The 24,329-nt window shown below is 57.6% G+C and carries 24 protein-coding genes; all 24 read right to left on the reverse strand.

Annotated features, from left to right (window positions below; translation table 11 throughout):
* Window positions 1–19 precede the first annotated feature (19 nt).
* Window positions 20–844 carry a MinD/ParA family protein gene (locus D0544_RS07830; RefSeq protein WP_125015411.1) on the reverse strand — a complete coding sequence of 275 codons (825 nt, stop codon included), beginning with the start codon at window positions 842–844 and terminating at the stop codon, window positions 20–22.
* 97 nt (window positions 845–941) lie between these two features.
* On the reverse strand, window positions 942–2,294 hold the full coding sequence (gene flhF, locus D0544_RS07835) for a flagellar biosynthesis GTPase FlhF (protein WP_125015412.1): 1,353 nt from the start codon (window positions 2,292–2,294) through the stop codon (window positions 942–944).
* Window positions 2,295–2,350: 56 nt separating this feature from the next.
* Complete coding sequence (flhA, locus tag D0544_RS07840; protein WP_207905792.1) at window positions 2,351–4,453, reverse strand: flagellar biosynthesis protein FlhA; 2,103 nt, start codon at window positions 4,451–4,453, stop codon at window positions 2,351–2,353.
* Between the two features lie 157 nt (window positions 4,454–4,610).
* Window positions 4,611–5,780, reverse strand: coding sequence for a flagellar biosynthesis protein FlhB (gene flhB / locus D0544_RS07845; RefSeq protein WP_125015414.1), 1,170 nt, complete (start codon window positions 5,778–5,780; stop codon window positions 4,611–4,613).
* Between the two features lie 30 nt (window positions 5,781–5,810).
* The gene (gene fliR / locus D0544_RS07850) at window positions 5,811–6,587 is read right to left on the reverse strand and encodes a flagellar biosynthetic protein FliR (protein ID WP_125015415.1); all 777 of its coding nucleotides are present in this window, start codon (window positions 6,585–6,587) and stop codon (window positions 5,811–5,813) included.
* 4 nt (window positions 6,588–6,591) lie between these two features.
* The gene (fliQ, locus tag D0544_RS07855) at window positions 6,592–6,861 is read right to left on the reverse strand and encodes a flagellar biosynthesis protein FliQ (RefSeq protein ID WP_125015416.1); all 270 of its coding nucleotides are present in this window, start codon (window positions 6,859–6,861) and stop codon (window positions 6,592–6,594) included.
* A 2-nt stretch (window positions 6,862–6,863) separates the two neighbouring features.
* The gene (fliP, locus tag D0544_RS07860; RefSeq protein WP_424220783.1) at window positions 6,864–7,604 is read right to left on the reverse strand and encodes a flagellar type III secretion system pore protein FliP; all 741 of its coding nucleotides are present in this window, start codon (window positions 7,602–7,604) and stop codon (window positions 6,864–6,866) included.
* A gap of 5 nt (window positions 7,605–7,609) precedes the next feature.
* On the reverse strand, window positions 7,610–8,032 hold the full coding sequence (fliO, locus tag D0544_RS07865) for a flagellar biosynthetic protein FliO (RefSeq protein WP_125015904.1): 423 nt from the start codon (window positions 8,030–8,032) through the stop codon (window positions 7,610–7,612).
* Window positions 8,032–8,499 (reverse strand): flagellar motor switch protein FliN, encoded by a 468-nt coding sequence (gene fliN / locus D0544_RS07870; RefSeq protein ID WP_125015417.1) that lies wholly within the window; start codon window positions 8,497–8,499, stop codon window positions 8,032–8,034. Before fliN ends, fliO begins: the two co-directional genes overlap by 1 nt.
* Window positions 8,500–8,577: 78 nt before the next feature.
* On the reverse strand, window positions 8,578–9,543 hold the full coding sequence (fliM, locus tag D0544_RS07875) for a flagellar motor switch protein FliM (protein WP_125015418.1): 966 nt from the start codon (window positions 9,541–9,543) through the stop codon (window positions 8,578–8,580).
* Window positions 9,544–9,575: 32 nt separating this feature from the next.
* Window positions 9,576–10,100, reverse strand: a complete 525-nt coding sequence (locus D0544_RS07880; RefSeq protein WP_164880867.1) for a flagellar basal body-associated FliL family protein — start codon at window positions 10,098–10,100, stop codon at window positions 9,576–9,578.
* Window positions 10,101–10,413: 313 nt separating this feature from the next.
* Window positions 10,414–11,454, reverse strand: coding sequence for a flagellar hook-length control protein FliK (locus D0544_RS07885; RefSeq protein ID WP_207905794.1), 1,041 nt, complete (start codon window positions 11,452–11,454; stop codon window positions 10,414–10,416).
* Window positions 11,455–11,749: 295 nt separating this feature from the next.
* The gene (fliJ, locus tag D0544_RS07890; RefSeq protein WP_125015421.1) at window positions 11,750–12,193 is read right to left on the reverse strand and encodes a flagellar export protein FliJ; all 444 of its coding nucleotides are present in this window, start codon (window positions 12,191–12,193) and stop codon (window positions 11,750–11,752) included.
* Window positions 12,194–12,260: 67 nt separating this feature from the next.
* Window positions 12,261–13,592 carry a flagellar protein export ATPase FliI gene (gene fliI / locus D0544_RS07895; protein WP_125015422.1) on the reverse strand — a complete coding sequence of 444 codons (1,332 nt, stop codon included), beginning with the start codon at window positions 13,590–13,592 and terminating at the stop codon, window positions 12,261–12,263.
* Window positions 13,589–14,539 (reverse strand): flagellar assembly protein FliH, encoded by a 951-nt coding sequence (locus D0544_RS07900; protein ID WP_125015423.1) that lies wholly within the window; start codon window positions 14,537–14,539, stop codon window positions 13,589–13,591. The genes fliI and D0544_RS07900 overlap by 4 nt, the downstream gene beginning before the upstream one ends.
* 85 nt (window positions 14,540–14,624) lie before the next feature.
* Window positions 14,625–15,614, reverse strand: coding sequence for a flagellar motor switch protein FliG (fliG, locus tag D0544_RS07905; RefSeq protein WP_243647306.1), 990 nt, complete (start codon window positions 15,612–15,614; stop codon window positions 14,625–14,627).
* 61 nt (window positions 15,615–15,675) lie between these two features.
* A complete protein-coding gene (fliF, locus tag D0544_RS07910; protein ID WP_125015424.1) occupies window positions 15,676–17,382 on the reverse strand; it encodes a flagellar basal-body MS-ring/collar protein FliF in 1,707 nt (568 codons plus the stop codon).
* A 23-nt stretch (window positions 17,383–17,405) separates the two neighbouring features.
* On the reverse strand, window positions 17,406–17,759 hold the full coding sequence (gene fliE / locus D0544_RS07915; RefSeq protein ID WP_125015425.1) for a flagellar hook-basal body complex protein FliE: 354 nt from the start codon (window positions 17,757–17,759) through the stop codon (window positions 17,406–17,408).
* A gap of 311 nt (window positions 17,760–18,070) precedes the next feature.
* Window positions 18,071–19,513 carry a sigma-54-dependent transcriptional regulator gene (locus D0544_RS07920; protein WP_125015426.1) on the reverse strand — a complete coding sequence of 481 codons (1,443 nt, stop codon included), beginning with the start codon at window positions 19,511–19,513 and terminating at the stop codon, window positions 18,071–18,073.
* Window positions 19,510–20,790: a sensor histidine kinase gene (locus tag D0544_RS07925; RefSeq protein ID WP_165870553.1), complete on the reverse strand. Its 1,281-nt coding sequence runs from the start codon at window positions 20,788–20,790 to the stop codon at window positions 19,510–19,512. The genes D0544_RS07920 and D0544_RS07925 overlap by 4 nt, the downstream gene beginning before the upstream one ends.
* A gap of 366 nt (window positions 20,791–21,156) precedes the next feature.
* Window positions 21,157–22,611 carry a sigma-54-dependent transcriptional regulator gene (locus tag D0544_RS07930; RefSeq protein ID WP_125015427.1) on the reverse strand — a complete coding sequence of 485 codons (1,455 nt, stop codon included), beginning with the start codon at window positions 22,609–22,611 and terminating at the stop codon, window positions 21,157–21,159.
* A gap of 234 nt (window positions 22,612–22,845) precedes the next feature.
* Window positions 22,846–23,154 (reverse strand): flagellar protein FliT, encoded by a 309-nt coding sequence (locus D0544_RS07935; RefSeq protein ID WP_125015428.1) that lies wholly within the window; start codon window positions 23,152–23,154, stop codon window positions 22,846–22,848.
* Between the two features lie 93 nt (window positions 23,155–23,247).
* Window positions 23,248–23,637 (reverse strand): flagellar export chaperone FliS, encoded by a 390-nt coding sequence (gene fliS, locus D0544_RS07940; protein ID WP_125015429.1) that lies wholly within the window; start codon window positions 23,635–23,637, stop codon window positions 23,248–23,250.
* A gap of 258 nt (window positions 23,638–23,895) precedes the next feature.
* The gene (fliS, locus tag D0544_RS07945; protein WP_125015430.1) at window positions 23,896–24,279 is read right to left on the reverse strand and encodes a flagellar export chaperone FliS; all 384 of its coding nucleotides are present in this window, start codon (window positions 24,277–24,279) and stop codon (window positions 23,896–23,898) included.
* Window positions 24,280–24,329 lie beyond the last annotated feature (50 nt).

Below are 24,329 nucleotides of genomic sequence, written 5' to 3' on the forward strand. Positions count from 1 at the left end.
TCTGGAACGGCTACCATCGTTACACTCCATGCTCCCCCACCACCAAGCTCTCAACAAAGAACTCGAGGTGCCCCCGAGAGGTTGAGGGCATGGGGAGCGCATCGATTTTTTGAGCCAAAGCCTTTAACGCCAGCGCCGCTTTACTGCGAGGGTAGGCCTCAAGCACCGCTTTCTGCCGCTGTACGGACTTACGCACCGACTCATCAAAGGGCACTGCGCCCATATACTGTAGCGCCACATCGAGGAAACGGTCCGTCACATTAACCAGTTTATTGTAGAGGTTTCTACCCTCCTGAGGAGTACGAACCATATTGGCCACGATGCGGAAGCGCATCATATTATAATCCCGGTTCAACAGTTTGATCAGCGCATAGGCATCGGTGATGGAGGTCGGCTCATCGGTCACCACCAGTACCACCTCCTGGGCCGCACGGACAAAGCTCACGACGTTATCGGAGATCCCCGCCGCGGTGTCGACGATCAATACATCGAGCTGACCACTGAGGTCACTGAAAGCGCTGATCATTCCGGCATGCTGCTGAGGGCTCAGCTCAGTCATCGACTGGGTGCCGGATGAGGCGGGGATGATTTTTATGCCGCCGGGGCCATTGAGCAATATATCTCTGAGATCACAACGACCCGCCATCACATCAGCCAGGTTCTTGCTGGCAGACAATCCCAGCAATACGTCTACGTTGGCTAACCCCAGGTCGGCGTCCAGCAGCATTACCCGGCGCCCCATCTCGGCCAGGGCGATACTCACATTGACCGATACATTGGTCTTGCCGACGCCCCCTTTGCCGCCAGTTATCGCAATCACCTGCACGGGTTGTCGACTAGCCATAGATTGATTTCACCCTCATGTACACGCTCGCGGCTGCTAACACCCGCTGGATTCCATTTATATCAGCCACTTGCTGCCCCATTCTATCCTCAATAGATCAACTTACATAGCGCGCCGAGTAGTGGTTTGCACCGCCTCGGCTAAGGGCGAAAGAACCGATCATTTTTTCATCATCTGCAGGCAGCTGATCCGAAATGGCAACCGCCCGGCTGATCAGGCCATGGGCCCTCGCCTGACTGATATCCTCAGGAATACGCTGCCCATCGGCAACATAGGAAACCGGCAGCCCATGCTCGCACACCAGGCTGATCGCCTCCCCCAAACTGGTAGCCTCATCCACCTTGGTAAAGACGGTTCCGACCAGCCTTGCACCACCGTAGGTATGGTAAGCCGCTCGCATGACCTGTTGCTGGCTGGTGCAGGCCAGTACCAGAAGACTTCGAACCATCGGGCGCACCTCATTGAGCATGCCTAATTGTAGTGCCAGATTGGGGTCCTGATGATGCAAACCAGCGGTATCGATCAAAACCAGTGCTTTGCGGCTCAGCCCGTCCAGGGTCGGCTGCAGCTGGCGGGGGTTGTCAACAACCCGCACCGTTACATTCAGGATGCGCCCAAGGGCCTTGATCTGTTCCGCTGCCCCTACCCGGTAGCAGTCAGTGGTTACCAGTGCCACCTGCTCCGGACCATGCTCCAGCACATACTGGGTGGCCAGCTTACCGATGGTTGTCGTCTTGCCAGAGCCGGTAGGACCGATAAAGGCGAAGATCCCCCCCTCCATCACCAGGTTCTTTTGGGTGGTGGATAGCTGCCGGGAGAGTGCGGCAAGTACCTGCCGCCAGTTGTGGGCTGCCGGCATACCGGGCTCAACCACGGCTAACAGCTGTTTACACAGGTCGGCTGACAGGCCCATGCCGGAAAGCCGGCGCCAGAACATCGCCTGCTGGGGAGAGCGCTCCACAAACTGCCCCCAAGCGACACTGCCCAGCTGCTGCTGGAGCAACTCCTTCATGTTATTGAGTTCATCGCGCATCGACTCGAGCGCCTGCTGCTGCGCCCCGCCCTGTGAACGGGAGTCAGGTTGCGCTTCGGCTTGAACGGGGGCGCTGTGACGGCCCTGCTGCAGCGACTTAAGCGTCTGACGCATGGCATCGGTTGTCGCCACACTGGCTTCACCAATTCGAGGAAGCTCCGCCTCTGCGTCACCCAGGCCATGCTCGGCGGCCACCACCTTTCTGCGGGCATCAGCCAGGGCCTTATCCAGCCCCCTGCTCCCGCCAGCACTGCCAAAGGCCTCGCTACGCGGCAAACTGGCGTCGACCGCTGCCGACACCTCAACCCCACCAGCAACCCGGCGCTGGGAGAGGATGGCGGCATCATCGCCAAGATCATCCTTAACCAGCTTCATGGCCTGTCTCATATCGGAAGCAAAGTAGCGTTTAATGTTCATCTCGTTTTACCTGCATAAAGCATCGGTTATTGTCTGGGCCCATGCCCGGCACCTGATTACTGCCCAACCGTTCCTTCGATAGTGATCTGCTTGTTATCCGGGATCTCCTGGTAGGAGAGCACATGCATCGAAGTCACACTGTAACGTGCAAAGCGTGCCAACAGAGGCCTGATGGGAGCGGCTACCAGCAACACAACCGGTTTACCCGCCAACTCCTGCTTTTGCGCTACCGACACCAGAGATTGTTGCAATCGTTCCGCCATTCCCGGCTCCAGCACCACACCTTCATCAGCCGCCGCGCCACTTTGCCGCGCTTGCTGTACAGACTGTAGCAATATCTGTTCCAAACTTGGATCCAGGGTAATTACCGGGATCTGGGGCTCCAGACCCACGATGCCCTGTACGATTGAGCGTGCCAGGGCCACCCTCACCACCGCGGTCAAAGCGACAGGATCTTGACTCTTACCGGCCTGATCCGCCAGCGCTTCGGCGATCGTACGAATATCGCGCACGGAGACCCGCTCCAGCAGCAGGTTTTGCAGCACTTTCAGCAAGGTGCTCACCGTTACCTTGTTCGGTACCAGATCCTCGGCCAGTTTCGGTGACTGACGGCCCAGCAGGTCCAGTAGCTGCTGAACCTCTTCGTGACCCAGCAGTTCGTGGGCATGTTTACTCATGACCTGGTTGAGGTGGGTGGCCACCACAGTGGAAGCATCCACCACGGTATAACCCAGGGTTTGCGCGCGCTCACGCTGACTGCGCTCAACCCACACCGCATCCAGACCAAAAGCGGGATCCTTACCCTCAATGCCCTGCAGGGTGCCAAACACCTGGCCCGGGTTAATTGCCAGGTCCCGATCGGGATGGACCTCTGCCTCGCTGATGGTGACCCCCATCAAGGTAATGCGATAGACGTTTGGCAACAGGTCCAGGTTGTCACGGATATGCACCGAGGGCACCAGAAAGCCCAGCTCCTGTGAAAGCTTTTTGCGTACCCCCTTGATCCGTCCGAGCAGCTCCCCGCCCTGGGTCTTATCGACCAGGGGGATGAGGCGATAGCCCACCTCAAGTCCCACCATATCGACGGGGGTCACATCATCCCAGCCCAGCTCTCGGGTCTCGGTTGAGCGCTTCTCCTCCAGCTGCTGCTGCTCGAGCATCACTTTCTGCTGCTCGGCATTGGCCGCGCTCTCATCCCCTTTCTGCTTCTTGCGGTAGATCAACCAGGCCCCGCCGGCTGCCAGCAAACCCAAACCCAAAAAAGCGACATGGGGCATACCGGGGACGGAGCCCATGATCAACAGGATCGCCGCAGCAACCGCCAGCGCCTTGGGGGTGGCGAACATCTGCTGGGTAATCTGGTGGCCCATATCCTTGGAGTCGGAAACCCGGGTGACCATAATGGCCGACGCGGTAGAGAGCAGCAGCGAGGGAATCTGGGCAACCAGGCCGTCACCGATGGTGAGCAGGGAGTAGTTCTGGAGCGCCGTATCAAAACTCAGCCCATGCTGGGCCATCCCGATCCCCAACCCCCCGATGATGTTGATAAACAGGATCAGCAATCCGGCAACCGCATCACCGCGAACAAATTTGCTGGCACCATCCATGGAACCATAGAAATCCGCTTCCTGCCCCACCTCCTGGCGACGGGCCCGGGCCTCATCCTGCTGGATCAAGCCGGCATTCAGATCCGCATCAATCGCCATCTGCTTACCGGGCATAGCATCCAGAGTGAACCGCGCACTCACCTCGGAGATACGGCCGGCACCCTTGGTGACCACCACAAAGTTGATGATCATCAAGATCGCAAACACCACCAGACCGACGACGTAATTACCCCCGATCACCACCTCACCAAAGGCCTCAATTACCTTACCGGCGGCATCCCCACCGGAATGGCCGTGCAAGAGCACCACCCGGGTTGAAGCCACATTGAGGGCCAGACGCAAGAGGGTCGCTACCAGAAGAATGGTCGGGAAAACGGCAAAATCGAGAGGGCGCAGCGCATAGACACTGACCAGAAGAACGACAAGGGCCAGGGCGATATTAAAGGTGAAGAGTACATCCAGCAGAAAGGGCGGCACCGGCAGAGTCATCATCGCCAGCACTACCAGTAACAGCAGGGGAACCCCGAGGCTGCCCTGACCGATGCTTCTCATGTTGCCTAATACTGCTGCTCTATCCACTGGGCTCCCCACCTATCGTTCGTCAATACCCTGACGTATTTATGGCACTGGAGAGCCTTATGCAAAAAGTTTACCTGTTTTGCCTATGCAGCAGCACACAGCAAAAAAATAGCCCTGGGATGGGTGGAATCTAGTCCTGCTCGCGATCGACAGGGTTACCCTCTGTATCGCGCTGCAGCTCCCCGGGAACCGGGAACTCCGGACGCATCTGCGGCTTGTCACCGACCCCGTCGCGGTAGCGACGGAGCTGGAAGACGTAAGCCAGGACCTGGGCAACGGCCACATAGAGGCCAGCTGGAATCTGCTGGCTGATGCGCGTAGTAAAGTAGATGGCCCGCGCCAGCGTCGGCGCTTCGATGACGGTGACATCGTGGGCCTCGGCAATCTCACGAATCTTGAAGGCGACCTCCTCCACCCCTTTGGCCAGAACATAGGGGGCCTCCGCCTTGCTGGCATCATACTTGACCGCCACTGCAAAGTGGGTGGGGTTCGTAATCACCACATCCGCCTTGGGCACATCAGCCATCATGCGCCGCTCAGCCATCTCGCGCTGCAACTGGCGGATACGCCCTTTCACCTCGGGCTTACCCTCGGTGTTTTTATACTCGTCCTTGACCTCCTGTTTGGTCATCATCAACTGCTTGCGGTGGTCCCAAATCTGGAAGGGAATATCGATGATTGCAATCAGTACCAGGCTGGCGCTCATCCCCATCACCGACCAACCCAGCACCGACAAACCATGGGCGATCGCCTGGGGTATCGCCTCCTTGCCCATCCCCAGAAAGTCCTCCTGATAGGAGAGCAGTACGAAAATCGACACCGTAGCCACCACCGCCACTTTGGCGATCGACTTCACCAGCTCAACCAGGGATTTGGCAGAAAACATCCGCTTCAGCCCCTTGATGGGATCCATGCGGCTGAACTTTGGCATCAGGGCCTTGGCGCTGAGTAGCCAGCCCCCCAGCGCCAACGGACTCAACAGGGAGACCAGCATCATGGCGATAAAGAAGGGGATCAGGGAGGTGGTCGCCTCCACCAGCGAGACGCCCAGGTGCTGTAGCATCAGCGAGGGGTCGAACATCGCTTCGCGCTCGAGGGTGAAATTGAAACGCATCACCGACCCCATATTGCCACCAATCAGGGACGCCGAGGCAAACAGGCTACCGCTTCCGACCAGCAGCAGGAGCATGGTGGTCAGCTCCTTGGATCGCGGAACCTGCCCCTCCTCACGGGCATCACGGAGCCGTTTCTCCGTGGGCTCTTCCGATCGATCCTGACTGCTGTCCTGCTCTTCTGCCATGGTGTTCTCTTTCCCTTAATCGACCGTCAACTATTGGACGCCGACCAGGTTTCTAAGCACAAAGAGTGCCGATTCGGCCATTTGCGAGTACTGAGCCAAAAAGCCCGACACTGCGACCCAAAGGATAAACAAGCCAAACACCAGGGTCATGGGGAAGCCAAGAGCGAAGACGTTGAGCTGCGGCGCCGACTTGGTCATCACCCCGAAGGTGAGGTTAACAATCAGCAGTGCGCTCATGGCGGGGATGGCGATCAGCAAGGCACTACCAAACACCCAGCTGAACCAGAGGGTGATCTCATACAGGCTGTCTATCGGGAAAAACTGCCCTACCGGCAGGGTCGTGAAGCTGTCCACCACCACCTGAATGACCACCAGGTGGCCGTTCATGGCAAGAAACAGCAGCGTCACCAACATCAGGTACAACTGACCGACGGCGGCGACGTTAACGCCATTGGCCGGGTCATTCAATGACGCAAAACCCAATCCCATCTGCATCGCGATCATTTGTCCGGCCAGGGCGAAGGTGTGGAAAAAGAGCTGCAACACAAACCCCATCAGGCTACCGATAAGAACCTGTTGGGCGGTAATCACCCAGGAGCGTGCCGATAGCACATCCACCTCGGGCATAGCGGGCAGTAAAGGAGCGACCAATGCGGTAATGGAAATCGCCAGTAGCAGGCGAACCCGCATGGGCACCAGCTGGGTACCAATGATGGGCATCACCATCAGCAGACTGGCAATACGAAACAGCGGCCACATAAGGTGACTGATCCAGCCGCTGATCGCCTCTGTGGAAAGCTCGATCACCGGGCTACCCGATCATCAATGGAATGGCGGCCATCAGGTTGTTGAAAAAGTCCATTAGCTTGGCCAACAACCAGGGGCCTGCAAGCATAATGGTGATCAGGGTCACCAACAGACGCGGCAGGAAACTTAGGGTTTGTTCATTGATCTGGGTTGCCGCCTGAAACACACTCACCATCAAACCAACGATCAGACTGGGAACCACGATGATCGCCACCATCTGCACAATAATAAAGAGTGCATCACGGAACAGGTCGACCGCCATTTCTGGAGTCATGGCTACACTCCAAAACTGGCGGCCATGGTGCCGATCACCATCGCCCAACCGTCGACCAGGACAAACAGCATAATCTTGAAAGGCAGGGATACGATCAAGGGCGACAGCATCATCATACCCATCGCCATCAATACGCTGGCAACCACCAGGTCGATAATCAAAAAGGGAATAAACAGCATAAAGCCGATCTGGAACGCTGTTTTCAGTTCACTGGTCACAAAAGCCGGCACCAGAATATTGAATGGCACCTCCTGGGCCGAGGGAATATCGGTTTTACCCGAGATTTTAACAAACAGATCCAGGTCGGACTCCCGGGTCTGGGCCAACATAAAATCACGGAAAGGGGCCGAGGCTCTTTGCAGGGCTTCCAGCGAGCCGATCTCCTCCTTCAGGTAAGGCTGCAATGCCTGCTCGTTGGCCACATCCAATACCGGCGTCATGATGAAAAAGGAGAGGAACAGCGATAACCCGAGAAGAACCTGGTTTGAAGGGGTCTGCTGCAAGCCCAGTGCCTGCCGAAGAATCGAGAAAACGATGATAATACGGGTAAATGAGGTCATCATCATGACGATGGCTGGCAGCAGGGTCAGCACCGTCATGATCACCAGGATCTGGATGGTTACACTGTACTCCTGTTCTCCATTGGCCCCCGTGGTGACGGTCAGAGCAGGAATGCCCAGCGGCGTCTCGGCCAGGGCACTGGATGGCATGACCAATGCGATAAGCGGCAACAGCGCCAGCAACCACCTCACGACAGGTTCCCCCGGTGCACCATCTCCTGCAGCTTGCGGGCAAACTCTCCGGTAGCAGGCTCGCCCGGTTCAATAACCGGGTCGTCGAACACATGCAGGCAGTTGATCCGCCCGGGGGAGGCACCCAGCAAGATCTGTTTGTCCCCCACCTGCACCAACACCAGTCGATCCCTGGGACCCAGGGCAATACCGGCCAGTACCTTCATCTTTCCACCATGGCCGGCATTGATACCATTCACCCTGCGTAACAGCCAGGAGATCAGGAAGATCAACCCCACCACCAACAGCAGTCCACCTGCCACCTGCATCAGCGAAGCGGCCGACATCACCTCCGGCGGTGCCGCCCGCTTGACCTCCTCGACCCCCAGGGCCGAACCGGCCAGGGCGGTCCCTATTACCAGGCCAACGACCTTTATCATCACTTCAGCTTCTTGATGCGTTCGGATGGACTCACCACATCGGTGAGTCGAATACCAAACTTCTCATTCACCACCACCACCTCGCCGTGGGCAATCAGGGTACCGTTCACCAGCACATCGAGAGGCTCACCGGCCAAACGATCGAGTTCGATCACAGACCCCTGGTTAAGCTGCAACAGGTTGCGGATAGTGATATCCGTTCCCCCGACCTCCATGGAGATCGTGACCGGGATATCCAGAATCACATCCAGGTTTGGGCCATCCTCACTGCCAGCAAAGGCGCGAGGCGCATCACTGGGTTCGGACAGCTGCTCCATCACGGCTGGTGCCGGTTTTTCAGCCTCATTGAGGAGGGCGTCGATATCCTCCTGACTACCGGCATCCCCGGACTCCTCCAACGCTGCCGCCCACTCATCAGCCAGCGCCTGATCATCGATACTGCCTTCACTCATGTTTTCGTCACTCATGGATTCCTGACCCTCTGTTTGCCCAGAGGACTCCAATTCTTTGTTGTCGTCACTGTCCGCCATACTCCCCTCCTCTCCCTATTTGGGACGCTCTATCGCGCTGAGTATCTGCAAGGCCAGGTTATCCCGGGATATACCCAACTTGGTTTTAAAGGTTGGTATCCCGTTGGCTTGAAGCACGATGTATTCGGGCATCTCTACCGGAATAATATCCCCCGGTTTCATTTTCATGACCTCTCGCAGCGTCAGTTCCCTATCGACAACCGTCGCAGACAGGTCTACTCGTGCCGACATGATCTCTTCGCGCAGGGAGCGAATCCAGCGCTCATCCCGATCATCCACATCACTCTGAACTCCGGCATCGAGCACCTCTCGAATTGGCTCGATCATGGAGTAAGGCAGGGTAACGTGCATATCGCCACCGCCCCCATCCAGCTCAATATGAAAGGTACTCACCACAACCACTTCACTGGGACTGACAATATTGGCCAGGGCCGGGTTTACTTCGGAGTTAACATACTCGAAGTCGACTTTGAGGACAGGCCCCCAAGCCTCCTTGAGATCAATAAACACCTGATCCAGAACCAACTGTACAACCCGGTTCTCTGTGGGAGTAAATTCACGCCCCTCAATTTTTGCATGGAGCCCCTCTCCGCCAAAAAAATTATCCACCAGCTTAAACACCAGTTTTGCGTCAAGGATGAAGAGGGAGGTGCCCCGCAAGGGTTTTACCTTCACAAGGTTAAGGCTGGTCGGTACATAAAGGCTGTGCACATACTCGCCAAACTTCATCACCTGTACACCACCGACCGCCACATCGGCACTGCGCCTTAGCATGTTGAACATGCTAATACGGGTATAACGGGCAAAGCGCTCATTGATCATCTCGAGCGTCGGCATGCGCCCACGCACAATACGATCCTGACTGGTCAGGTCATAGGATTTTATGCCATCGGGGGATGAATCCGTTTCAGTATCGACGTCTCCATCATCCACCCCATGTAACAGGGCATCAATTTCGTCTTGTGATAATAGGTCTTGCACAGTGAGTCCTTCCCAGCGAACGCTTTTACCAGCTACTGGATGACAAAATTGGTGAACAGTATCGCCTCGACGGCATCATCGCCAGTTTCAGCTTTTACTAGCTCCTGCACCGAGGTGAGCGCCTCGTCCTTGAGCTTCTGTTTTCCCTCACTGGTGGACAGCCCTTCAAACTCCTGGCGCCCAATCAGCAAATTAAGGTTGTTACGTACGAGCGGCATATGGGTTTCCAGCACATCAAGTACCTCTGTATCCCGTGCCATCACAGTAATATAAAGCTGTAAGAATCGCTGCTTGCCCTCGACATTAAAATCGACAATAAACGGCTCCGTCAGCTCAAGGTAGTGGGCTTCCGCCAGGGTTGACCCAGCCGAACTCTCTTCCCCCCCTTCCAGCTGCTCGCTGTCATCGCTATCCACCAGCAGAAAATAGGTTGTACCTCCACCGACACCAGCTAACAGCACGATCGATAGCACCAAAAAGAGAATAAGCTTCTTTTTACTGCCAGCCGCCTGCTCTTCGGCTACATCCTGTGTTTCTTCCTGATCGTCTTTCGCCATGTCAATTATCCGTCGTACGGTCTCAACACCGTCCATATCTGCAAGAGTTGAGCCAATCTAATTATTTGAGTATAAGCTTTGCGCTTGGATGAGGCCCTCAGCCAGAGCGTCGGGCATTGCGAACGGTCAAATTCTAAAGTGAAGACAGCGGAGTTACCAGCGCAGCCGCTGCAGGCAAGACACAACCCCAGACAGAGGGGCCGATGAAGGTGCGCACGAAGCTGGAGGGTTGTCCGGGTAACGCGCCCCGAGCCCATAAAAAAAGGGGGGTGAGAATCCCCTCACCCCCGACTCGCGACCTGGCAGAGCCTGCTCAGGCGTAGTAGTCCACCAGCCCCAGCCCTTTTACAGCCGTTACCTGAAGCTCCCCTTCAGCTTGCTCCTCGCCATCGCTCCCCATGCCGGATGAGGACTCTGCCGCCAGCGCATCGGGATCCTGGGCCTCTCTCTGGTTCTGCTGCGCAAGGTTCTGATCCGATACATCCACATTCACCAGCTGCATACCCTGTTGATCAAACATCTCTCGTAGCCGCGCCAGCTGCTGCTCCAGCGCATCCCTCACCTGAACATGGTTGCTGGTGAACACCACACTGGCCTGGTCGCTGTTAATATTGATCTTCACCTCCAGCGGACCCAAATCGGGCGGGTCAAGGCGAATCTGGGCAGACTGAACATTCTGGCTGCTCAACCACATCACCTTGTCCATCACCGCCTCGCCCCAGCGAGCGGTGCCCACGGTCTGTGTGATCTCAGTGACCAACTGCTGTTGCCCCCCGGGCTGGACCTCCCGGGTTTGGACTGCGTAGCCATTGGCAATGGGGACAACATTGGTCTCCACCGGCGCGGCTGTAGAGAGCCCCTCCGTCGGTTTAAAGTCAGCGTCCAGCGCCAGCTTGTCTCCCTTCAAGGTGCGTTGCAGAAGTGCTGACAGCTCTCCGGAGGGTGGGGGTGATGATTCCTGGGAGCTATCCAGTGCCGCCATGCTTAGCGCCCCTCGGGGATCAGCGACCGCACCTGCTGCGACCTCCTGCCGCCCCTGTAATGGGCGCAGTACTTGAAGCCAGGCAGGTGCGTCATTATCCGTCTCCAGCTCCAGTGAAGCGCTCACAGAACTGACGCTGGCGGCAGGGCCCGCATAGGCATCGGGGTTTGCCAGATCCACCACCCGCTCGGGCTCTTCATCGCTGGTGGCGGCCTCCTCATCCGGCAATCCCGGCAGGGGCAGCGGCAAAGCGTTGCCGCCCTGCAGCGCATACAGAGCCTGCTGCACGAAGGGAGGAAGCTGCTCCAGCAGTTCTGCGAACTGACTGTCGGTCAAGCCCTCCACCCCCTCGGGAAAATACTGCTGGAACATCTCAGGCGCCAGCATATCTTTAATATTTTGTTTTAAATCAGACAGTTGGGTCGGACTGAAAGTGACCGACTCCAAGCTTCCGGGCAAGCCAGCCACCACATTTGCCGCTGACGAATCAGTCGCTGGCAAGGTGCTGTTGAAGGATATAAGTGCGGTTCCGTTTTGCATAACATGATACTCACTTTCGGGTTACACCCTGAGATAGCAATATGCAGGCCAAAACCTCAAACGTGGGATAGAAGGTAAAAAAAGAGACCCGAAGGGAAATAACAGCACACTGGTCGGCGGCAGGAAATCAGGCGTTATTGATGGACCGGGCGCTGCGGTTATTCACCAGCTCATCGATCTCCTTCTGTTCGCGCATATCTTCCCAACGCCGCTCCTCAGCCAGGTAGTTCTCTCGTAACTGAGTGATGCTCAAGGTTCTCCCCCGAGCCGATATCCACTGCTGGCGCAGATGCAGCATATGCTGGGACACCCGCTCAACCTGAGCCCTCTGCTCTTTCACCGCCTCAGCGAGCTTGCAGATAAAAAGTGACATCTGCTGCAGTTGATGGACACTGACAGCGCGCCCCTCACGGGCCTGCTGCTGATACTCAAGCTGATAGGATTCCAGTTGCTCAAGCTTTCGCTGCTCGGCCTGCAGGCGCGCATGGATCTGTTGGAACAGCTTGGCCGCCTTCTCCTCGTCAGCGCTGGTGACCCGTAGAACGGTATCCATTCGCGCGGATCGTTTCATGCCACTCTCCTATTCCAGCCCCAAACGAGCCTGCCCCGCTCAGGGCAGCGAAAAGATCGGTCCGATCTCAGTTCCCCATCACCGTGTGCAAACCGCCCAGGCTGTCTTCAAAGGTCAAACTTTCGCGCAAGCCCTGTTGCAGAAAACTCCGCATAACCGGATTACGGCTGATCGCATCGTCGATAACAGGGTCGCTTCCTGAAGTGTAAGCGCCAATGGAGATCAAGTCGCGGTTCTTCTCGTAGACCGAGTAGATCTGCTTGAATTTTTGCGCCAGCGCCAGATGTTCATCGGAGACGATCTGGGGCATGGCCCGACTGATGGAGGCTTCTATATCAATCGCAGGGTAGTGACCCGCTTCAGCCAGGCGCCTCGACAACACAACATGGCCATCCAGAATCGCCCTCGAGGCGTCTGCAATCGGGTCCTGCTGGTCATCCCCCTCGGCAAGAACCGTGTAAAACGCCGTAATTGAACCGCTGCCGCTAGCACCATTACCGGCCCGCTCAACCAGTTGCGGGAGCTTGGCAAACACCGACGGTGGATAACCCTTGGTAGCCGGCGGCTCTCCCACGGCCAGTGCAATCTCACGCTGGGCCTGGGCATAGCGGGTCAGGGAGTCCATCAACAGCAGCACACTCTTACCCTGGTCCCGATAGTATTCTGCAATGCGGGTGCAAAGCATGGCCCCCCGCAAACGCATCACCGGTGAATCATCGGCGGGTGAGGCTACCACCACCGAGCGTGCCAGCCCCTCCTCACCCAGCGTTTCCTCAATGAACTCCTTGACCTCTCGACCCCGCTCTCCGATCAGGCCCACTACCGTCACATCCGCCTGGGTAAAGCGGGTCATCATCCCCAGCAGCACACTCTTGCCCACCCCACTACCGGCAAACAGGCCGAGGCGCTGGCCGCGCCCTACCGAGAGCAACGAATTGATGGAACGAATGCCCACATCAAGCGGCTCGTGGATCGGTTGACGTCCCAGGGGGTTAATGGTTTCACCCGCCAGGGGGACATAATCCTCTGCGTCCAGTGCGCCCTTTCCATCCAGGGGTTTGCCAAGACCATTAACCACCCGGCCCAGCAACCCCATGCCGACGGGCACAAGACTTTCACTCTCCAGCGGAATCACCCGCGCCCCCGGCTGTATCCCGGGAGCAGCTTCGAGGGGCATCAAGAAGATTCGTGTACCGTCAAACCCCATCACTTCGGCTTCGATACAGCCTCCGTCGTGGGTCTCTATCAGGCAGCGTTTGCCGGTCGATACCCGACAGCCCACCGCCTCCAGTGTGAGCCCGACCATACGCGTCAAACGACCGGCAACCTGGGGAACAGAGACCGCTTTCAGCCCACGCCGGTAATTTTCCAGACGTTCGGCAAACCCGGGTCGGCTCACGGCTCTGAGCCCTCTGCGTCGTCATTATCAGCCTGCTCGACGCCACTCTCCGGCGCACCAGCAGTTGCAACAGGTTGTGCCGTCTGCTCCAGTGTCTGTTCTACCTGGTCGAGGGCCTCCTGCTCCTGCTGGTTGGTCTGGGCATGGGTGTGAAGGTGCTGCTCAGCCACCTGTTGCGCGATAAGGCGAAGCTTGTTCTCCACCGATACGTCGACAAGGCTGTTTTGGGTCTCGATACGACAGCCCCCCGGCAGCATCTGCGAATCCGGAATAATCTGCCAGCTCCCCTCCAGCTCTTCACTCAGTTTTTTCGCAATCGGCTGATCCTGGGGGTGGATATAGAGGCGTACCGTGCCGCTTTCCAGTGGCAGGAGCAGTATCGCCTCGCGACAGATCGCCTCCATCTGCGAGGAATCGGTGGCCAGCTCGCGCTGAATCACTTCGCGGGCAATCGACAGGGACATCTCGGCAAGGGCACGGGTGATCGCTTCATCCTGCTCGGCAACGGGACTCACCAGCTGGCGGCTCAGCTCACGCAACAAGCTTCCCTGGCGAGCCAGCTGCGCCTCAAAGCGCTGGCGAGCCTCCTCCTCGGCCCGGGCCAGCCCCTCGGAGGCGCCCTCACGCTCTCCATCGGCCCGACCCAGTAAAAAGCCCTCATCGTAGCCCGCCTTCTTACCCTCCGCGAACCCCTCCACGTAGGCTTGCTCCTTCGCCTGCTGGAGCTGCTGCTCAAGGGTCAGGGAAGCGGCTTCGGCGGCCGGCTCGGTAATGGGCTGTTGGGGTGTTGACCGAGTGCGCCGAAAACCTGACGGGCTCTCCTCGGCGTCCCCCTGGCGTTCGACGACATGGGGAGGCCTGGTGAAAGCAGGAAAAGCCACCGCCTTTACAGCTCCGCACTTCTCTGCCGGAATCAGGGACTCCTGACTAAAGTTCTTAATGGTCATAACACGTTACTCACTCTAACCCGGCCTGTGCTGCTGCCGTCACCTGCAGCGCTAATCTCAACAACTCAGCCTCAACAACTCAACCCTAGACCATCTCCTCGCCACCCTTACCGCCCAGCACGATCTCACCCGACTCCGCCATACGGCGGGCGATAGTAAGAATCTCCTTCTGCGCCGTCTCAACCTCGCTGATGCGGACCGGACCTTTGGCTTCCAGGTCATCCATAAGCAGCTCGGAGGCACGCTTGGACATATTTTTGAAGATTTTGTCCTTAACCTTTTCGTCGGCCCCTTTCAGAGCCAGGATCAGCACATCGGAAGAGACCTCACGCAGCAGCGCCTGGACACCGCGGTCATCGACATCGGCCAGGTTATCGAACACGAACATCAGGTCTTCAATCTGGGTACAGAGATCTTCATCCACCTCTTTGATGGCATCCATCAGCTGGCCTTCGATGGAGCTATCCACAAAGTTCATAATGTCTGCTGCCACTTTCACCCCACCCATGGTGGTGGTTTGGGATCCGCTGCGACCGGAGAACTGGCGCTCCAAAATATTATTCAGCTCCTGCAGAGCCGCAGGCTGGACAGTCGTCAAACCGGCCACACGAAGCAGGATATCCAGGCGCACCTTGGGGTCAAAATAACCGAGAATTTCAGCCGCCTGGTCAGAGTCGAGATAGGCCACCACAATCGCCTGGATTTGGGGGTGCTCATAACGAATGACGTCGGCTACGGCTCGGGGCTCCATCCACTTGAGGGTGTCCAGCCCGGTGGTGTTGCCGCCCAGCAAAATACGGTCAATCAGGCCACTGGCCTTGTCCTCTCCCAACGCCTGGGTGAGCATGTTGCGGATATAGCCATCGACACCCACCCCCAGGCCGGTTTCGTTACGTGCGGTTTCGATAAAAAAGCGCAGTACGGAGTCCACCTGGGAGCGGTTGATATTTTCCATCTGCGCCATGGCAGCACCGACCCGTTGAACCTCTTTGGGCCCCATGTGCTTGAGCACTTCCGCCGCATCGGCTTCACCCAGGCTCATCAGGAAGATGGCAGAGCGCTGGACACCTCCCATTTTGGTGGCAACCTCCAGAGGGTTGCTGACAACCGGATCGGTTGCTGCTGCTGGAACTGGATTACTCATCATCCGCTACCCATTGTTTGATTACCTGCGCCACGCGGCCCGGATCCTCGGCCACCAGCCCCTTGACGGCATTAAGCTGCTGCTCATACCCTTCGTGCGGACCCGGTAATAGTATACCGCCGGCGCCGCTCAGGGTAACGCGATCATCACCCAACCCCGACTCGCCACCACTGGCCGCATCCAGGGCATCCAGGTCCTCGGCACTGACAGAGTCACCGCGGCTACCACCACCGGAGTTCATGATATTTTTGATCATAGGCCGCACGAAACCAAACAGCAGAATCAACAGGAACAACCCACCTGCCACCTGTTTCGCGACCTCCCAGAACCAGGGCTCGGTGTAAAAAGGGATCTCTGGCAGCTGCTCTTCGGGCTCGGCGCGGAAGGCCGAGTTGATCACATTCACACTGTCGCCACGGGACACATCAAAGCCTACGGCATCCTTGACCAGCAGGGTAAAGCGATCGAGGTCACTCTGACTCCAGGGAATTCGGGTCACTTCGCCGGTTTCCGGGTTCACCTCGGTCAAATCATTGATCACCACGGCCACTGACAGGCGGCGGATGCTTCCCTGCTGGAAGCGGGTATGACTGATGGTCTTGTCGAGTTCAAAATTTCGCGCGGCACGTGAGCGGGAGTCCTGGCGAGCCGCCGCCTGTCCGGCTGCGTCGCCCCCCTCTACCTGCTCGGGCACTGAAACCTCACCGGGAGGCTGGTTGGAGAGCGCACCGGGAATCCCCCCCTGCGCCTTTGAACCGGTGCGCAGCTCATCGAGAACCTGCTCGCTTCGCAGCGCCGGCGCATCGGGATTGTACTGCTCAGAGGTCTGTTCCACCGCCGTAAAGTCGACGCTGGCAGACACCTCGGTCTGATAGTTACCGGTTCCCAGAACGGGGGTCAGGATATTGTGGACCCGGCGCGCCAGGGTATCTTCCAGTTTCTTGGTGTACTCAAGCTGGCGATTGGCCTGCTTCAGCTGTGCTTCCTTCTCGTTATCCACCACCGACAGCAAGGTGCCATTCTGGTCGACCACCGTCACCTCTTCGCTCGACATCTCCGGCACACTGGAGGCGACCAGGTTCATGATCGCGGTAACCTGCTGTGGCGCCAGCCCCCGGGTTCCGTAGAGCTCAACAAAAACAGAGGCGCTCGGCTTACGCGGGTCGCGCACAAATACCGAGCGTTTGGGAATGGCCAGGTGCACTCGCGCATTGCGAATGTTGTAAAGACTGGCGATGGTCCGTGCCAACTCGCCTTCGAGTCCCCGGCGATAGCGCACGTTCTCCATAAACTGGCTGGTTCCCAGCCCCTGCTCCTTATCCAGCAGCTCCATACCGATGGTTCGATCCCCGGTAATACCCGCCGCCGCCAGGGTCATGCGCGCCTTGGCGATCTCTTCAGCGGCGACCAGAATCGCTCCGGTATTGGGCTCAATCCGGTAGTGGATATTGCTCTCCTGAAGCGACTGCACCACCTGGGCCGAGTCAAAGTCCTGCAGATTGCCGTAAAGGGGCTGGTAATCGGGCTGCTGGGTCCAAAGCACAACGGCAAAACCAACCGCCACGCTGGCGGCCAGGCCTATCATCAGCCCCACCTGCCGTATGACGCTCAGATCTCCCAGAGAGGAGAACAGGTCACTGCTCCCTGCTCCGCCTTTGGCCATTACATCCTGTCCTGTTTCAGTCGCTGCGGTTGCCATATTGATACCTTGTCACCAATGCCTTAGACCGGCATTTTCATAATTTCTTCGTAGGCGTTTACAAGCTTATTGCGCACTTCCGACATCGCCTGGAAGGAGATGCTGGCCTTTTGCGCCGCGATCATCACATCGGGAAGATCGACGCCCGCATCACCGCGCTCAAACGCTGTGCGCATCTGGTTGGCGGTCTGCTGCTGGCCGTTGACGGAGTCGATCGCTGTTTTAAAGAGCTCAGCGAAATCGGGTACCTTGTTGACCTCCCTGGCACTGCCCAGCTCACTCAGTGAGGGCATTGCGGGTTGGATCCGAGATTGCGCCTCCGCCTGCATGGAGCGCATTTCCAGCATCATTCGGCTCATTTCAATAGGTTGCGACATCCCACCTCTCCTTAACCTTGACCTTGTGAAGCCCTGTCCGGCTTGACTGCCATTTTTCTGGCTAGCCACCCACCTCAAGTGGAGGCCACCCCCCCTGAAGCGACGGTATGTTGTCGATTCAGGGGCGTTACACACTAAAATGCATAAAGCAGGCCAAAACCTGCAGCAAGGTCAAAAACAGGATTCAGGCAGGTAGAAAGCGGCCGCCGGGAGGAGTCGGGAGCGGTCGGCTGCCGAAGGCAACAGCACAATGCTGTTACGCCGGGCCCGCAGGGGCCCGGTCTGGCAGGAGTGGTGATATAGGGGGTTAACTAGCAGGCGATGGCTGAGTCGGGGTCGAAACCCGCCTCCCGCATCTTGGCCAGTTTGTATCGCAGGGTACGAGCGCTGATACCAAGGATTTCGGCCGCTTCCTTACGCCGCCCCCTTTGATCGCGCAGGACATTGAGGATGACCTGGAATTCGTGGCTTTTCATATCCTCCCCCAGGCCGACGCCCTGATGGTCGCCCACAGGCACTGCCGGCTCAGGCGCCGCCGTTGGCATTGAGGGAAACGCAGCGGCACTGGTGTTAACGGGGTTCATGTCCGCCACCGGCACCCTGGGCGATGGAAATACCAGCCCGCCCTGGCCCGGCAGGCAAAGGTCCGCCGCCGTGATTGAGCTGCCCTGCTGGAGTATCAGCGCGCGCTGAACCGCATTATCCAGCTCCCGCACATTACCGGGCCACTGATGAACCAGCAAAGCGGTGCAAGCAGAGTCGTCGAGCTGGGGAGCGGGTTTGCGCATCTTGTCGCTGTGCACCTGAATCAAGCGACGCGCCAGGGGGACAATATCCGCGGTGCGCTCGCGCAGAGGCAACCACTGGACAGGGAACACACAGAGGCGATAGTACAGATCCTCCCGGAACCGTCCGCGTGCGACTTCACCGGCCATATCGCGGTTGGTGGTGGCGATCACCCGCACGTCCAATGACAGGGTTTTACGCCCCCCCACCCGCTCAACCTCACGCTCCTGAAGCACCCGCAGCAGCTTGGCCTGCAATCCCAGGTCCATCTCCGAGATCTCGTCCAGCAAAATGGTGCCACCATCCGCAAGCTCAAACTTGCCCGGCGCGCTGTTATAGGCACCGGTAAAGGCTCCCTTTTCATGACCAAACAGGGTCGCTTCCAGCATATTCTCAGGAATAGCCGCACAGTTGATGGCCACAAAGGCCTTTCCGGCGCGGCCTGAGTTCTGATGAATGTAACGCGCCAGCACCTCTTTACCGGTCCCGCTTTCGCCGGAGATCAGCACCGTCGCATCAGACGCTGCCACGCGCCGGGCCAGGGCCAGTACCTGTTGGCTGCTCTCTTCAACGGCCACCGGCTGGTCCGCATCGGAACCCGCCTCACCCACCAGTACCCGCTTGAGCAGGGCCAACAGGGCTTTGGGCTCAAAGGGCTTGAGGAGATAATCGACCGCACCCTCTTTCATCGCATCAACAGCTCGGTTGACGCTGCCATAGGCGGTCATCAACAGCACCGGAATCTGGGGGTGCTCCCGCTTGATATGGGCCAGCAGGTCATGGCCATCCATGCCCGGCATGTTGACGTCACTGATGACCATATCAAAGTGGGACAGCATCAGCCGTTTGATCGCCTCTTCAGCACAGTCGGCGGCGCTGGCATCGTAATCGGCCAGCTCCAGGGTATCGAGCAGGGCTTCGCGCAGGTCGCGATCGTCCTCAACTACCAAAATACGGGCTGCGGTCATAGTACATTCTCCTTCGAGGAGGTCTCCTGGGGTAGGTCACCGGCCTCCTGTTTAATCGGTAGGCTCACCCTGGCGCAGGTCCCCTCCCCCGGCTTCGAGTTGATACTGAAACTGCCCTGGTGGGCTCTGGCAATGGAGCGCACTACGGCAATCCCAAGCCCGGTTCCTTTGGGCTTGGTTGAGTAAAAGGGTTCTTCCAAAAGCTGTTGGGTTTGCTGATCAAATCCGGGGCCCTTATCACGGACCTCAATGTGCAGCTGGTCAGCTTGCTGCATCAGCGCGACCCGGATATCAGCCCCCTCGGCGGAGGCTTCCACAGCGTTGTTGATCAGGTTCTGTATCGCGCCGACCAACGCATCGCGATTGCAGTAGATCTGAACCGTTGGGCGACACCCTAATGACCATTGAAGCGTTGACGACGACACCTCGATCACCGTTTCGGCACTTTGACGAATCTCCTGGACCAGTTGCCGTACATCGATCAGGTCGGAAAGCGGCAGCTCACCACGGGCAAAGATCAGCATATCCCGCACCTGCTGCTCCAGGTTGCGTAAACGGGACATCAATTTACCGGCGAAGCGCTGCTGCTTTTCGATGCCGAGATCAGCTTCGGCCAGGTGCCCCGCATAGAGCATGGCCGAGGAGAGGGGCGTACGAATCTGGTGGGCCAGTGATGCCACCATTTTACCCATGGCAGAAAGACGCTCATGACGACTCAACTGCTGCTGTAAGCGCCGGGTTTCCGTCAGGTCGGTAATCAGGATCAGTTGACCGGGTTCCTGCTCAAGGGAGCGCAAAGCCACGCTCACCAGGCGCCCATCCTTGAGGGAGACCTCGTGGCCGTCACCTCGCCGGGGAGCAAAGCAGCGCTGAATAATATCCCGCCACAGTTCGCCCTCAAGGGGCTCGCCCAACAGATCCGCCGCGGCCGGGTTACTGCGGCGCACCCGGCCCTTGCCATCCAGTACCACCACGCCGGCTGGCAAGAGGTCGAGAAGACTCTCCAGCTGACCAGCCAGCTGCTGCTTTTCCGTTAACTCCTGAACCCGTTGCTCGCTCTCCGAAGCCAGCTGCTGCTGCAGGGACTGTACGCGCCCCTCCAGCATTCGGTAGGAGTCCTCCAGCTGTTCCGACATCTGGTTGAACTGACGGAACGCCGACTCGAGCTCCTCCCGGGACTGAATGGGCTGCATCAAACGACCGATAGACTGGGCAAAATCGGTCCCAGCGCCCTGCTCCACCGTGACTCCGCCACGGGGGGAGGACGCCTTGATCATGGACGACACGCCCCTGGCCGGGGAGAGAGGTCGTTCTGTCTGTTTGAGTGGTGCGGGCATTACTGACTCCAGAGGATGCTCAAAAGGTCAGCGACAAAAAATCGCTCCCTAGCCCACTAAAGCAAAATGCATACCCAAGAATAGATATTCATATATATCAACAACTTAACAAAACAACCACTCTCAAAAAAAGAGCGTTCGACAAGAATTTGACTGACTGGTACCGGGGAAGCAAAGCGCCTCTACAGAAGATAGAGGGTAAATAATCCCTCGGCGCGCCGAGCGCCGCACCGGAGTCCCGAGCCGGGACCATAGGGAAAGAACCCGCTTACAGGGAGCGGGGTTAGATCGAGAACAACCGCCGAGCTAGTCGGCCGTCCCCTCTTTTCGCTGCAGACCGTACTTTCTCATTTTTTCGACCAGCGTCGTACGGCGAATATGCAAGCGCTCCGCCGCCCGGGCAACCACATGATTGCTATCATCCAACGCCTGCTGGATAAGGCTGCACTCGAGGTCAGTCAGGTACTGTTTGAGGTCCAGGCCATTAACCGGTAGCAACGCCGGACCATCGGGCAGCGGGGGTCTTCCACTCTCGTTACCGGCAAACATCTCGATAAGGTCGGCATTAGTCTCATCCCCCTCATCGATATGGCGAAATTTTTTCGGCAGCTCCATTGCCCCTATGACCCCATAGGGGTGCATGATGGCCAGGCGCTCTACCAGGTTGGCCAATTCCCGCACATTCCCGGGCCAATCGTGGCGGCAGAGAGACATAATGGCTGCGGAGTTGAAGCGAATGGAGCCCCGCTTTTCATTTTCCATGCGGGAGATCAGCTCATTGAGCAGCAGCGGTATATCCTCGACTCGCTCACGCAGCGCGGGCATCTCGATGGGGAATACATTGAGCCGGTAGTAGAGATCCTCCCGGAAGGTGCCCTCTTCGATCATCTTCTCGAGATCCCGGTGGGTCGCGGTGATTATTCGAACATCACTGGGTATCGACTTACTTCCACCTACCCGTTCAAAGCTCTTCTCCTGAAGGACTCGAAGAATCTTCACCTGCATGTGAAGCGGCATATCACCAATTTCATCAAGGAACAGAGTCCCACCCTGAGCCAACTCAAAACGACCCACACGGGTGGAGATCGCCCCGGTAAAGGCACCCTTCTCATGACCAAAAAGCTCCGACTCCAACAGCTCGGCCGGAATTGCTCCACAGTTAACCGGGACGAAGGGACCATTACGTCGATGGGAGCTGAAGTGCAGGTTGCGGGCGACGACCTCCTTACCGGTACCGGATTCACCGGTAATCAGCACGGTGACATCCTTATCGGCTACCTGGGTCATCATCTCCCGCACTGTCTGCACCTGACGGCTGGTTCCCACCAGCGACCGGAACAGCTGCACCTCGCGCTGAACCCCGCGTCCCCGGCTCATATCATACTGTTCGCGATAGACCTGGGCCCGATGCAAACTGTCCAGCAGCTTGTTGTAGCTGGGGGGCACCTCGATGAAGGCGATCACCTGTGAGCGAAGCTCTTCATCGATCTCATCCAGCCGGGAGCGATCCCCCAACATGAGCACGGGAACGCCTTCATTCCATTGACCAAGCTCCGTCAATAATGGGTTTAAGCCATCGGCGACCTCCCCCATCACTACCGCTGTCACGTCGGGAGCTTCCTCTGTCGCCTGCAACCGGGATTGCCAGTCGGAGCCACTACACCCCAGCGCCTCCTCCCCCAAAAAGTCAAAAATCACCTTCAGGTGCTGACGACGCACGTCATCGTCATCGATCAACAGCAGCTTGATATCTCGCCACATAACGCCGGCGCACTCCCTTGATGGCTCAACAGGCTTGTCTGCTTTCCCAACCGACTCCCAATGCCCACCGGGTAGAGGCGATCAAAAAAAACAACAATTCCTTTCCAGATTAGTCAGTTAGCACATCATTGTCACTAAACGAGGGCAAAACTTCAAATTTTTGACAGTGACCTGCATCAATACAGTATCAGCTTGCTGAGCAATGGGGAAAGCCAGGCGGGGTGAAGGTTCGAGTCAACGCTGGGTATAGGCTCTGGAGGCCTGCCCCCCGAGACGAGCCTGAGAGAGTTCAGAGCGCAGCTGGTCGCGCTCCTGCTGGCAGCGCTCAAGCAGCGTTTGATAACTGCTCTGCAAATCAAGCAACGCTTGTCCAAGGTCGGGATCATCACGTAAACGCTGCGCCAGAAGCCCACCCTCCCCCACCGCCTGCAGAGCCGTTCTGCATTGGGAATCCAGCTGGGACAGTACCTCCCAGTCCCCCTCTTGCAGGGCACGCTGGATCTGCTGAGACAGGCTGAGGAAAAAGGTATGAGAAGTAGACATAAAGGCTCCAGCGATCAAAACAAGCTGGCTCTGCGCATGCAGAGCCCTGACCGCAGTATAACGAAGTAGCTGGCCAACGGCCTAACTGTCGACTCAATCGACCTGGTCGGCAATACCATCCCAGCCCTCTTTGATGTTAATCATCAGGCGGGCTACCTCATTAATGATCTCGGGATCCGATTCTTGATTCGCTTCGAAAAGCCGCTTGGTCATGTAGTGGTAGAGCGCGTTCAGGTTTTCAGCGATCTCACCACCCTTCTCAAAATCCAAAACGATCTGCAAACCACCTACAATAGCGATCGCCTTGCTCAACATCTCGCTACGCAGGGCGTCATCATTGCGCGCGATTGCACCTTTGGCCTTGGCCAGGCTTTCGAGGCACCCTTCCATCAACATCTGGATCAAACGGTGAGGAGAGGCATCGGTCACTCCGGTCTGGGTACGCACGTTCTTGTAACTCTGGATAGCTGCTGCGCTGTTCATAGTAGATTCCGTCGGTTCCATAAGCTGAGTTACCCAGTGTATCGGCGAATAGACCCCAGACTTTACCCCTTTAGCCAAAAAAAGAAAGGGGCTCCGCGCATACTCTATGCCATCGCGCCCGATGCTCTATCTGGGTAAGGAGCCCACCCCAAACGCCTTTGGCACAATCAGGCTCCGTGCGCACAGCGGCCCCCATACAAAGCCATATAAAAAAAAAGAGGCTTACGCCTCTTTTAACATGCCTGCAAAAGCGGCGGACTACTGATCCTTCATCTGCTCCGCCACGCCATCCCAGGCCTCACGCATATCCTCCAGCAACTTACCCACCTCCACCAGTGAGTCGAGGCTCTGGTCAAGATAAAAGGCTCCCAGTCGGCGCGTCATGTAGTCGTAGAGGGCATCCAGATTATCAGCAATCTCGCCCCCCTGATCCTTGTCCAGCGCCGCCTGCAAAAAGCCGATGATGGTGACCACATCGCCCATCAGCTCGCCCCGTCCAACGACATCTCCCTCCTTATGAGCCTGCTGGGCTCGCTCCAGCTTGGTAATGGCGGTATTCAGCAGCATGCGAACCCGCTCATGGGGCGGGATCTCATTATCCTGTTCAACGGACTTGTAAAGATCGGTCGGTGTAGTAGACATCAACAATGTTCCTTATTGGTTAAATAGAATCCACACGCGGCCCTCATACC

The sequence above is a fragment of the Aestuariirhabdus litorea genome, from assembly GCF_003864255.1.
Taxonomy (GTDB): Bacteria; Pseudomonadota; Gammaproteobacteria; order Pseudomonadales; family Aestuariirhabdaceae; genus Aestuariirhabdus; species Aestuariirhabdus litorea.

Coding starts and splice junctions, on each gene's coding strand:
- D0544_RS07830 (WP_125015411.1), bottom strand. CDS start 844: ATGGCTAGTCGACAACCCGTGCAGGTGATTGCGATAACTGGCGGCAAA.
- flhF (WP_125015412.1), bottom strand. CDS start 2,294: ATGAACATTAAACGCTACTTTGCTTCCGATATGAGACAGGCCATGAAG.
- flhA (WP_207905792.1), bottom strand. CDS start 4,453: ATGAGAAGCATCGGTCAGGGCAGCCTCGGGGTTCCCCTGCTGTTACTG.
- flhB (WP_125015414.1), bottom strand. CDS start 5,780: ATGGCAGAAGAGCAGGACAGCAGTCAGGATCGATCGGAAGAGCCCACG.
- fliQ (WP_125015416.1), bottom strand. CDS start 6,861: ATGACTCCAGAAATGGCGGTCGACCTGTTCCGTGATGCACTCTTTATT.
- fliO (WP_125015904.1), bottom strand. CDS start 8,032: ATGATAAAGGTCGTTGGCCTGGTAATAGGGACCGCCCTGGCCGGTTCG.
- fliN (WP_125015417.1), bottom strand. CDS start 8,499: ATGAGTGACGAAAACATGAGTGAAGGCAGTATCGATGATCAGGCGCTG.
- D0544_RS07880 (WP_164880867.1), bottom strand. CDS start 10,100: ATGGCGAAAGACGATCAGGAAGAAACACAGGATGTAGCCGAAGAGCAG.
- D0544_RS07885 (WP_207905794.1), bottom strand. CDS start 11,454: ATGTTCCAGCAGTATTTTCCCGAGGGGGTGGAGGGCTTGACCGACAGT.
- fliJ (WP_125015421.1), bottom strand. CDS start 12,193: ATGAAACGATCCGCGCGAATGGATACCGTTCTACGGGTCACCAGCGCT.
- D0544_RS07900 (WP_125015423.1), bottom strand. CDS start 14,539: ATGACCATTAAGAACTTTAGTCAGGAGTCCCTGATTCCGGCAGAGAAG.
- fliG (WP_243647306.1), bottom strand. CDS start 15,614: ATGGGAGGTGTCCAGCGCTCTGCCATCTTCCTGATGAGCCTGGGTGAA.
- fliF (WP_125015424.1), bottom strand. CDS start 17,382: ATGGCAACCGCAGCGACTGAAACAGGACAGGATGTAATGGCCAAAGGC.
- fliE (WP_125015425.1), bottom strand. CDS start 17,759: ATGTCGCAACCTATTGAAATGAGCCGAATGATGCTGGAAATGCGCTCC.
- D0544_RS07920 (WP_125015426.1), bottom strand. CDS start 19,513: ATGACCGCAGCCCGTATTTTGGTAGTTGAGGACGATCGCGACCTGCGC.
- D0544_RS07925 (WP_165870553.1), bottom strand. CDS start 20,790: ATGATCAAGGCGTCCTCCCCCCGTGGCGGAGTCACGGTGGAGCAGGGC.
- D0544_RS07930 (WP_125015427.1), bottom strand. CDS start 22,611: ATGTGGCGAGATATCAAGCTGCTGTTGATCGATGACGATGACGTGCGT.
- D0544_RS07935 (WP_125015428.1), bottom strand. CDS start 23,154: ATGTCTACTTCTCATACCTTTTTCCTCAGCCTGTCTCAGCAGATCCAG.
- fliS (WP_125015429.1), bottom strand. CDS start 23,637: ATGAACAGCGCAGCAGCTATCCAGAGTTACAAGAACGTGCGTACCCAG.
- fliS (WP_125015430.1), bottom strand. CDS start 24,279: ATGTCTACTACACCGACCGATCTTTACAAGTCCGTTGAACAGGATAAT.